At 58.8% G+C, this 9,332-nt stretch carries 9 protein-coding genes; 6 read left to right on the top strand and 3 right to left on the bottom strand.

Annotated elements, in window-relative coordinates; all coding sequences use genetic code 11:
- Nucleotides 1-84: 84 nt before the first annotated feature.
- Complete coding sequence (locus tag AC1DH9_RS13615) at nt 85-1,644, bottom strand: sigma-54-dependent transcriptional regulator (RefSeq protein WP_427539140.1); 1,560 nt, start codon at nt 1,642-1,644, stop codon at nt 85-87.
- Between the two features lie 282 nt (nt 1,645-1,926).
- Here AC1DH9_RS13615 and phhA point away from each other — a divergent pair, with 282 nt between their 5' ends.
- The 6 genes from phhA to AC1DH9_RS13585 all read left to right on the top strand — a co-directional run bounded on the left by phhA (nt 1,927) and on the right by AC1DH9_RS13585 (nt 6,373).
- On the top strand, nt 1,927-2,718 hold the full coding sequence (phhA, locus tag AC1DH9_RS13610) for a phenylalanine 4-monooxygenase (RefSeq protein ID WP_054596268.1): 792 nt from the start codon (nt 1,927-1,929) through the stop codon (nt 2,716-2,718).
- A 69-nt stretch (nt 2,719-2,787) separates the two neighbouring features.
- The gene (locus AC1DH9_RS13605) at nt 2,788-3,144 is read left to right on the top strand and encodes a 4a-hydroxytetrahydrobiopterin dehydratase (RefSeq protein ID WP_427539143.1); all 357 of its coding nucleotides are present in this window, start codon (nt 2,788-2,790) and stop codon (nt 3,142-3,144) included.
- Nucleotides 3,144-4,340, top strand: a complete 1,197-nt coding sequence (locus tag AC1DH9_RS13600) for an amino acid aminotransferase (RefSeq protein WP_427539146.1) — start codon at nt 3,144-3,146, stop codon at nt 4,338-4,340. Before AC1DH9_RS13605 ends, AC1DH9_RS13600 begins: the two co-directional genes overlap by 1 nt.
- Before the next feature lie 313 nt (nt 4,341-4,653).
- A complete protein-coding gene (locus tag AC1DH9_RS13595) occupies nt 4,654-4,785 on the top strand; it encodes a hypothetical protein (protein ID WP_256583854.1) in 132 nt (43 codons plus the stop codon).
- Nucleotides 4,786-4,860: 75 nt separating this feature from the next.
- Nucleotides 4,861-5,043, top strand: coding sequence for a hypothetical protein (locus AC1DH9_RS13590; protein ID WP_019692413.1), 183 nt, complete (start codon nt 4,861-4,863; stop codon nt 5,041-5,043).
- A gap of 115 nt (nt 5,044-5,158) precedes the next feature.
- Complete coding sequence (locus tag AC1DH9_RS13585) at nt 5,159-6,373, top strand: MFS transporter (protein ID WP_427539149.1); 1,215 nt, start codon at nt 5,159-5,161, stop codon at nt 6,371-6,373.
- Here the strand turns inward: AC1DH9_RS13585 and arfB are convergent.
- Nucleotides 6,370-6,783 (bottom strand): alternative ribosome rescue aminoacyl-tRNA hydrolase ArfB, encoded by a 414-nt coding sequence (arfB, locus tag AC1DH9_RS13580; RefSeq protein ID WP_019692415.1) that lies wholly within the window; start codon nt 6,781-6,783, stop codon nt 6,370-6,372. The genes AC1DH9_RS13585 and arfB overlap by 4 nt on opposite strands.
- 225 nt (nt 6,784-7,008) lie before the next feature.
- Nucleotides 7,009-8,430, bottom strand: a complete 1,422-nt coding sequence (locus tag AC1DH9_RS13575; protein ID WP_427539152.1) for an amino acid permease — start codon at nt 8,428-8,430, stop codon at nt 7,009-7,011.
- Between the last annotated feature and the right edge of the window lie 902 nt (nt 8,431-9,332).

Here is a 9,332-nt window from a genome sequence, read left to right as displayed (position 1 = left end):
AGCCCGCTCCCACATTTGGAATGTATTCCCCTGTAGGAGCGGGCTTGCTCGCGAAGAGACCACCAGAGCCAATACAGTTTTTGGCTATGATTCGGTCTTGCCGACTTCATACTCACGTAGTTTGTTGGCGATAGTGGTATGAGAAACCCCGAGGCGCTTGCCCAAAAGGCGACTGCTCGGGTACTCGGCATACAGCCGCTCCAGCACCGCCTTTTCGAAACGCCCGACAATCTCGTCCAGCCCGCCTTCCAGCGAGAAATCCCCCAGAGGCTGGCGCACGCCGTAATCCGGCAGGCGAATATGCTCTGCCTTGACCGTGCCGCCGTCACACAGCGAAACCGCCTGAAACAGCACGTTCTCCAACTGCCGGACGTTGCCCGGCCAGTGGTAATGGCTGAGCCGCTCCATCGCCGCCGGTGCCAGCTTCGGTAGTGGACAACCAATCTGCCGACTGGCCTGATCGAGGAAGTGCTCGACCAGCGGCGTCAGACCGTCGAGGCATTCACGCAGCGGCGGAATATGCAGTGAAAGCACATTCAAGCGATGGTAAAGATCCTGACGGAATTCACCGCGGGCACACAGTTCAGACAAATCGACCTGGGTGGCGCAGATCACCCGCACATCCAGGTAAACCTCTTCATCACTGCCGACCCGACGGAAGCAACCGTCCTGCAAGAACCGCAGCAATTTCACCTGCAAGCGCGGACTCATTTCCCCCACACCATCGAGAAACAACGTACCGCCCGCCGTCAACTCCAGCAGCCCGAGCTTGCCTTCGGCCCGCGCCCCTTCGAACGCCCCCGGGCCATAACCGAACAGCTCGGTCTCGGCCATCGACTCCGGCAGCCCGGCGCAATTAAGCGCCATCAATGGCGACTGCCCGCGTGGGCTGGCCAGGTGACAGGCGCGGGCTAACAGTTCTTTACCGGTGCCGGTCTCACCCTCAATCAGCAGCGGCGCATCCAGTGGCGCCATGCGCCGCGCTTCACGCACCACCGCGGCCATGACTTTAGAACTCTGGAAGATGCTGTCGAAACCGCGCAACTCCTGCTTGCGCACGTTATAGATGCGTTCGCCGACCCGGTCCGCCCGGTGCAGCGTCAGCACCGCACCGGCCATGGCCTCGCTGTCGTCATGCTCCGATTGCAACGGCGCGATATCGGCCAGGAACACGTCGCCCTTGACCTTGACGCGCAAACCATTGATCCGCGACTTGTTGGCGCGTACCAGCTCCGGCAGATCGAAGTCCTCGGCATACCGCGACAAAGGAATGCCCGGCACCTCGTCCACCCGCACCCCGAGCAATTGCGCGGCGGCGCGGTTGGCCGCGACGATCGAGCCGCCCATGTCGATCGACAGCACCGGAAACTCCAGTGCGCCGAGCAAGGCATTCAGCTCCATATGCCGACGCTCGCTGGGCATCAGCCCTACGCGTTTGACGCCGAACACACCGGCGATGGCCTCGAACTTCGGACGCAGTGCCTGGAACTGAAGATTGATCAGGTTCGGGCAATGCAGGTAGATCGCGTTGCCATGTTCGCCGCCGACCTCACCTCGAGCTACGTTGATCCCGTACTCCACCAACAGGTTGAGAATGTCGCGCAGGATACCGATGCGGTTCTGGCAGTGGACTTTGATACGCATATAAAGGCCTGAACGATGGTAAATGAGGCGCGTGGCGAGGATTTTTCTGCCAAGGCGCGAAGTTTGTCGTCAAGATTATGTGACAGCCCAAGGCCTTTTCAAACCTGAAAATCTCAATACCTACGCCACAGCCACTCATCCGTAACGAATACTTTACGAAAATCAGGGAATTCTCCTACGCGCAACGTTCAAACCCTGCTGCAAGGTCGCACATTTCGAGTTATCTCTAGGTCCATAGGCAACAAGACATAACAAGAACGTATCCCTTTGCAGGAGAGCAGCATGAAGCAGACGCAATACGTGGCCCGCGAGCCCGATGCGCAAGGTTTTATTCACTACACCGCTGAAGAACATGCAGTGTGGAATACGCTGATCACTCGCCAGCTGAAAGTGCTCGAGGGTCGTGCGTGCCAGGAATACATGGACGGCATCGAAAAACTCGGCCTGCCCCATGACCGCATTCCGCAACTCGACGAAATCAACAAAGTCCTCGGCGAGACCACCGGCTGGCAAGTCGCCCGGGTGCCCGCGCTGATTCCGTTCCAGACCTTCTTTGAATTGCTGGCCAGCAAGCAGTTTCCGGTCGCGACCTTTATTCGTACTCGCGAAGAACTGGATTACCTGCAAGAGCCGGACATTTTCCACGAGATCTTTGGGCACTGCCCGCTGCTGACCAACCCCTGGTTCGCCGAATTCACCCACACCTATGGCAAACTCGGCCTACAGGCTTCCAAGGAAGAACGCGTTTATCTGGCGCGCCTGTACTGGATGACCATCGAGTTTGGCTTGGTCGACACCCCACAAGGCAAACGCATCTACGGCGGCGGCATCCTCTCCTCGCCGAAAGAAACCGTGTACAGCCTGTCCGGCGAACCGGAGCATCAAGCCTTTGATCCGCTGGAAGCGATGCGCACGCCGTATCGCATCGACATCCTGCAACCGCTGTACTTTGTCCTGCCGAACCTCAAGCGCCTGTTCGATCTGGCCCACGAGGACATCATGGGCATGGTCCATCAAGGCATGCAGCTGGGTCTGCACGCACCCAAGTTTCCGCCTAAACCCAAGGCGGCCTGAGAGCGCCGCAGTCGCGGCGCCCCTCAAAAAATAGTAACGTCTAACAAGAACCGAATTCAGGAATACACCATGAACGCTCTGAACCAAGCCCATTGCGAAGCCTGCCGTGCCGATGCCCCACAAGTCAGCGACGAAGAACTGCCGGTACTGATCAAGCAGATCCCTGACTGGAACATCGAAGTTCGCGATGGCGTGATGCAGCTGGAAAAAGTCTTCCTGTTCAAGAATTTCAAATTCGCCCTGGCCTTTACCAATGCCGTGGGTGAAATCTCCGAGGCCGAAGGCCACCACCCAGGCCTGCTCACCGAATGGGGCAAAGTCACCGTGACCTGGTGGAGCCACTCGATCAAAGGCCTGCACCGCAACGACTTCATCATGGCCGCGCGCACTGACGAAGTGGCCAAAAACGCCGAGGGCCGCAAATAATGCATTTCGACGCCATCGGCCGAGTACCCGGCGACCCGATTCTCGGCCTGATGGAGGCCTATGCGCAGGACAGCAACCCGTGCAAGTTCGACCTTGGCGTGGGCGTCTACAAGGATGCCCAGGGCCTGACCCCGATTCCGCAGTCGGTGAAACTTGCCGAACTGCGCCTGGTGGATCGTCAGACCACCAAGACTTACATCGGCGGTCACGGTGACCCGGCTTTCGGCAAAGTGATCAATGAGCTGGTGCTGGGCGCCGATTCCGCGCTGATCGCCGAGCAGCGAGCCGGCGCAACCCAAACCCCGGGCGGCACCGGCGCCTTGCGCTTGAGCGCCGACTTCATTGCGCACTGCCTGCCGGGGCGTGGCATCTGGCTGAGCAACCCGACGTGGCCGATTCACGAAACCATCTACGCCACCGCCGGCCTCAAGGTCAGCCACTATCCGTACGTGGGCAGCGACAATCGCCTAGATGTCGAAGCGATGCTGGCAACCCTGAACCTGATTCCCAAGGGCGATGTGGTGCTGCTGCACGCCTGCTGTCACAACCCGACCGGTTTCGACCTGTCCCACGATGACTGGCGTCGTGTGCTGGACGTAGTTCGCAGCCGCGAACTGCTGCCACTGATCGACTTCGCTTATCAGGGTTTTGGCGATGGTCTGGAGCAGGACGCCTGGGCGGTGCGATTGTTTGCTGCTGAGCTGCCCGAGCTGCTGATCACCAGTTCCTGCTCGAAAAACTTCGGCCTGTACCGCGACCGCACCGGCGCGTTGATCGTCTGCGCGAAGGATGCCGAAAAGCTGGTGGATATCCGCAGCCAATTGGCCAACATCGCCCGCAACCTGTGGTCGACACCACCGGATCACGGCGCCGCCGTGGTGGCAACCATCCTCGGCGACCCGGAGCTGAAACAGCTGTGGGCCGATGAAGTGGAAGCCATGCGTTTGCGCATCGCGCAGTTGCGCTCGGGCCTGGTGGAAGCGCTGGAGCCACACGGCTTGGGCGAACGCTTCGCGCATATCGGCGTGCAACGCGGGATGTTTTCCTACACCGGTTTGACGCCGGCTCAGGTGAAAAACCTGCGGGAGCATCACAGTGTGTACATGGTCAGCTCCGGTCGCGCCAACGTCGCCGGGATTGATGCCACACGCCTGGATTTGCTGGCGCAAGCCATCGCCGACGTCTGCGCAGACTAACGGACTGATACGCCCCCGTAGCAGCTGGCGTAGCCTGCGTTCGGCGGCGCAGCCGTCGTAAACCCTGCCAACGCGGATTGCCTGAAACACCGCAATGAATGGTTTTGCGACGGCTACGCCGCCGAACGCCGCCTCCGGCAGCTGCTACAGGTCGCGGCGTCTGCGACCTCGTGCAATACACTGCGGCCATCCGTCGCAACAAAGGGAGATAATAGTCTCCCTGTCATCTCCCCTGCTGTATCCTGCCCAGGCTTTTTTAAAAGCGCGGATCTACACAGCGATTTAAAAACAGACCTTGCGAGGAGCAACCAACATGCACGAGATTCCTAATCTCCCCTTCCCAAGCCTGCACGAAACTGCGCAGACAACCCCGCAACAAGCCGGTGCCCATAAGCCCGAGCCGAAAGAAGCCACTGGCAGCCGCAAGGCCGACAGCGAAGACTGAAAAAAGCACTACCCAGACCGTGTGGAAAGCGCTAATTCATGCGCTTTCCACACAGCCTGAACCAAGGATCCGCACATGAGCGACACCTTCACCGAAAGCCAGGCCAGCGTACTGATCGGCACTGCCGAAAAGATGATCGATGTCTGGAATCGCCTGACACCCGAGAAACAAGCCCTGCTCCTGACCCGCTTCGGCAGCCAGGAAAACGCCCTCGCCGCACTGGTGACCACGCAACTGGTCGCACCCGCCAAATCCTGATTCCAGCCAGACAACACAACGACCGACACCCGGCGCCAATTTCTCCCCCTCTGCGCATCCAACCACCGGTATCATAAGCAGCCTATCTATCCTGCTGTCCCGTGGACCCATTCCCATGCCAGAACCTCAGCGCCCCATGGCGGTCACGCTGCAAGTCGTTTCCATCGTCCTGTTTACCTTCATCGGCTATCTGAATATCGGCATCCCCTTGGCCGTTTTGCCGGGTTATGTGCACAGCGACCTGGGCTTTGGCGCGGTGATCGCGGGCCTGGTGATCAGTGTGCAATACCTCGCCACCCTGCTCAGCCGCCCGTACGCAGGAAGGATCATCGACAACCAGGGCAGCAAACGCGCGGTAATGATCGGCCTGGCCGGGTGCGGCTTGAGCGGCGTGTTCATGCTGCTGTCGGCCTGGACGCAAAACCTGCCGACCTTGAGCCTGATCAGCCTGCTGATCGGCCGACTGGTGCTGGGCAGCGCCGAAAGCCTGGTCGGTTCAGGATCGATTGGTTGGGGCATCGGTCGGGTCGGTGCGGCCAATACCGCCAAGGTCATCTCCTGGAACGGCATCGCCAGTTATGGCGCGTTGGCCGTCGGTGCACCGCTCGGCGTGCTGCTGGTTCATCATTTGGGTCTGTGGAGCATGGGCGTGAGCATTCTGTTGCTCGCCGCGCTGGGGTTGCTGTTGGCCTGGCCGAAAACCGCGGCGCCGATCGTTGCCGGCGAACGCCTGCCGTTCATGCATGTGCTGGGGCGGGTGCTGCCCCACGGCTGTGGGCTGGCGCTGGGCTCGATCGGCTTCGGGACCATCGCCACCTTCATCACCCTGTATTACGCCACCCGACATTGGGACAACGCCGTGCTCTGCCTGAGCCTGTTCGGTGCCTGTTTCATTGGCGCGCGCCTGCTGTTCGGTAACCTGATCAATCGCCTCGGCGGCTTTCGCGTGGCGATTGCCTGCCTGTCGGTCGAAACCCTTGGCCTGTTGCTGTTGTGGCTGGCCCCAGACGCACACTGGGCATTGGCAGGCGCGGCGTTGAGCGGCTTCGGCTTCTCGCTGGTGTTCCCGGCGCTGGGGGTGGAAGCGGTGAATCTAGTGCCCGCCTCCAGCCGTGGCGCGGCAGTTGGCGCTTACTCGCTGTTCATCGACTTGTCACTGGGGATCACCGGGCCGTTGGCGGGCGCCATCGCAGCCGGATTCGGCTTTGCCTCGATTTTCCTGTTCGCCGCCCTCGCCGCCTTGAGCGGTTTGATGCTCAGCGTCTATCTGTACCGACAGTCGCCACTGCACCTGAACGAAAAGTATCGTGAGGAACGCGAAGCAAGCTAGAAGTCGACTTTACCGCGCCCGGCCTTGATCGAGCCGCGTTTGGTTTTTGACTCCAGCCGACGCTTCTTCGAGCCCAGGGTCGGCTTGGTCGGGCGACGCTTCTTTTCAACCTTGGTGGCGCTGAGGATCAACTCGGTCAGACGCGCCAGCGCATCGGCGCGGTTGGCTTCCTGCGTGCGGTATTGCTGGGCCTTGATGATGATCACGCCGTCGCTGGTGATCCGACTGTCACGCAGCGCCAGCAAGCGTTCCTTGTAGAACTCCGGCAAGGATGACGCCGGAATATCGAAGCGCAGGTGCACCGCGCTGGAGACCTTGTTGACGTTCTGCCCACCCGCGCCTTGCGCGCGAATGGCGGTCAATTCGATCTCGGCATCCGGCAGATGCACGTTGTTGGAAATCACCAGCATGGAAAAGCGTGTCCGCGTTAGGGGTGCATCAGGATACCCGAATAGCCTGAAGGAGATGACAGACCATTGTGGGAGCGAGCCTGCTCGCGATGACGACGGCACATGCAGCATCAATGTGACTGACAAACCGCAATCGCGAGCAGGCTCGCTCCCACAGGGTTTTGTATGAACCCCATAAACAACAAACCCGGCACATGGCCGGGTTTGTCGTTTCTGTTTTCTGCGTTACTTCACAGCAGAAGCCGCAGCATTCAACGCGTGCTGAGCACTGCGCTTGTTCTTGATGTTGTAGCAGCCCCACATGAACAGGACCCACACCGGAATCGCGTACACCGAGACCTGGATGCCCGGGATCATCAGCATGATGCACAGGATGAAGGCCACGAACGCCAGGCAGATGTAGTTGCCGTACGGGTACCACAGCGCCTTGAACAGCGGCGTTTGTCTGGTGCGGTTCATGTGCTGGCGGAACTTGAAGTGCGAGAAGCTGATCATCGCCCAGTTGATCACCAGCGTTGCAACCACCAGCGACATCAGCAGTTCCAGCGCATGCTGCGGGATCAGGTAGTTCATCACCACGGCGACGAAGGTTACCGCGGCCGAGGCCAGGATCGAACGCACCGGTACGCCGCGCTTGTCGATCTTCGCCAGGCCTTTCGGGGCATCGCCCTGTTCAGCCATGCCCAGCAACATGCGGCTGTTGCAGTAAGTGCCGCTGTTGTACACCGACAGCGCAGCAGTCAGTACCACGAAGTTGAGGATGTGCGCCGCGGTGTTGCTGCCCAGCATCGAGAACACCTGAACGAACGGGCTGCCGCTATAGGCATCGCCGGAGGCATTCAGACTCACCAGCAAGCTGTCCCACGGAGTCAGCGACAGCAGAACCACCAGTGCGCCGATGTAGAAAATCAGGATCCGGTAGATCACCTGATTAATGGCTTTCGGGATCACGGTTTTCGGCTTGTCGGCTTCTGCTGCGGTGAAACCGAGCATTTCCAGACCGCCGAAGGAGAACATGATGATCGCCATGGCCATCACCAGACCACTGACGCCATTCGGGAAGAACCCGCCGTGTTCCCACAGGTTGGTCACCGAGGCTTGCGGGCCGCCATGGCCGCTGACCAGCAGGTAACTGCCCAGGGCAATCATGCCGACAATCGCCACGACCTTGATGATCGCGAACCAGAACTCCGCTTCACCAAAGACTTTGACGTTAGCCAGGTTGATCGCATTGATCATCACGAAGAACGCTGCAGCCGAGACCCAGGTCGGGACATCCGGCCACCAGTAGTGCACGTATTTGCCGACCGCCGTCAGCTCCGACATGCCCACCAGGATGTACAGGATCCAGCAGTTCCAGCCCGACAGGAAGCCGGCGAAACCGCCCCAGTACTTGTGCGCAAAGTGGCTGAACGAGCCGGCCACCGGTTCTTCAACGATCATTTCGCCCAGTTGGCGCATGATCATGAAAGCGATGAAGCCACAGATTGCGTAGCCGAGGATCATCGACGGGCCGGCCGATTTCAGTACACCGGCAGAGCCCAGGAACAATCCGGTACCGATCGCGCCACCGAGGGCGATCAGTTGAATATGGCGATTTTTCAGGCCGCGTTGAAGCGTACCTGAATGCGAGTTTTGTCCACTCATTAAAAGGGTCTCACGCAAGGTTTGATAATGTTCGTTAAGACGTTGCCGCTCGGATCAGGATCAAGCAGCGCGGATCAAACCCCAGCGCAGGCACCAGGAGTTCAGCGTTTTTTTACTGGTCATGCGTCACCTGTTTGTTTTTATCTGTGACGAAATCGAACCCGACACGCTTGTGGCGCGGCGGAGTTAACAAAGCGGATAGCCTTGAGTTTGCGCATTTACGCAGGGAGGTCACAGTTAAAACGCGGCGCATTGTACACCTGTAACCCCCTGCTGCCAGACACCGCTGAATCAGCGTGTCGTTTGCCGGGATTGCCTGTGTCCGCCTCGAGTGGTTCGGGCGGCTGCAAAAAAAGGCTCAGACCTTTGCGGGTCGTTGACGGGGGCGATGGAACAATCGCCCCTCGAAGAGAGATGAAAATGACTCACGGCGTTCATTGCGCCTCCTTCTTGTTATGCACCTGCACGACAGGCATGGGCGCATCTCACCGCTGAAACCGTCTTGAAACAAGYGGACCAGACCCCTGCAAACCACACTACCGAGCGCCAATCGGAAGCTTTTCCTTACAACCCTCACATCAACCCGAATCCATGGCGCAGAACGCGGCTTTTCGTAAATCTTCCTTTACGAGGCGTAACGTATTTTTTCCACAACAGATCTTTCTGAAGGTCGCCTGCAAATTGACGGCAGCCCCATTCCTACCGATGAAACCAAGTTAGTATTTTGTTTTTTATTGAAAAAACAGACACCGAAAAACGGAATAAAAATTTCATAAAAGTCGAATTTAAATTTTAAATTGTATTTTAAAAACTACTGAACTAGGTTTCCAACCACTTGCCAGACCGTGAAGTCCCGCAAGTAAGCGGCAACTTTTTTCAGTCGCCATGATTTATTCATGCAC

This window comes from Pseudomonas sp. 05T35, from assembly GCF_056396605.1.
This window is presented reverse-complemented; position numbering and strand designations above follow the sequence as displayed.

What these genes read in the sequence shown, in the direction of transcription:
- AC1DH9_RS13615 (WP_427539140.1), bottom strand. Translation starts at nt 1,644, where the DNA reads ATGCGTATCAAAGTCCACTGCCAGAACCGCATCGGTATCCTGCGCGAC.
- phhA (WP_054596268.1), top strand. Translation starts at nt 1,927, where the DNA reads ATGAAGCAGACGCAATACGTGGCCCGCGAGCCCGATGCGCAAGGTTTT.
- AC1DH9_RS13605 (WP_427539143.1), top strand. Translation starts at nt 2,788, where the DNA reads ATGAACGCTCTGAACCAAGCCCATTGCGAAGCCTGCCGTGCCGATGCC.
- AC1DH9_RS13600 (WP_427539146.1), top strand. Translation starts at nt 3,144, where the DNA reads ATGCATTTCGACGCCATCGGCCGAGTACCCGGCGACCCGATTCTCGGC.
- AC1DH9_RS13595 (WP_256583854.1), top strand. Translation starts at nt 4,654, where the DNA reads ATGCACGAGATTCCTAATCTCCCCTTCCCAAGCCTGCACGAAACTGCG.
- AC1DH9_RS13590 (WP_019692413.1), top strand. Translation starts at nt 4,861, where the DNA reads ATGAGCGACACCTTCACCGAAAGCCAGGCCAGCGTACTGATCGGCACT.
- AC1DH9_RS13585 (WP_427539149.1), top strand. Translation starts at nt 5,159, where the DNA reads ATGCCAGAACCTCAGCGCCCCATGGCGGTCACGCTGCAAGTCGTTTCC.
- arfB (WP_019692415.1), bottom strand. Translation starts at nt 6,783, where the DNA reads ATGCTGGTGATTTCCAACAACGTGCATCTGCCGGATGCCGAGATCGAA.
- AC1DH9_RS13575 (WP_427539152.1), bottom strand. Translation starts at nt 8,430, where the DNA reads ATGAGTGGACAAAACTCGCATTCAGGTACGCTTCAACGCGGCCTGAAA.